The sequence below is a fragment of the Psychrobacter sp. GW64-MNA-CIBAN-0177 genome, assembly GCF_040309585.1.
In the GTDB taxonomy this organism is placed as follows: domain Bacteria; phylum Pseudomonadota; class Gammaproteobacteria; order Pseudomonadales; family Moraxellaceae; genus Psychrobacter; species Psychrobacter okhotskensis.
In genome coordinates, this window is sequence record NZ_JBEOOY010000446.1 from 1 (window position 1) to 252 (window position 252).

A 252-nucleotide genomic window follows, 5' to 3' on the forward strand; every position below is an offset into this window, starting at 1 on the left:
TCCCTGAACCGGAGCGACCCATGCAGACCGACTCATCGACCGGCATTCTTCGGCAGATTCCACGCAGCGTGTGGGTGCTCGGCTGTGTCAGCCTGCTGATGGACGTGTCGTCCGAAATCATCCACAGCCTGTTGCCGATGTTCCTTATGGCGGGGCTCGGCGCGAGCGCTACGACGATCGGCCTGATCGAGGGGATCGCCGAGGCGACGTCGCCGGTCGTCAAGGTGTTCTCAGGCACGCTGAGCGACTATC

The 252-nt window shown here is 63.1% G+C and carries 1 pseudogene; it reads left to right on the forward strand.

Annotated features, from left to right (window positions below):
• Positions 1 to 20 precede the first annotated feature (20 nt).
• A pseudogene (locus tag AAEY79_RS15795) lies at positions 21 to 252 on the forward strand (hypothetical protein); the annotation flags it as partial.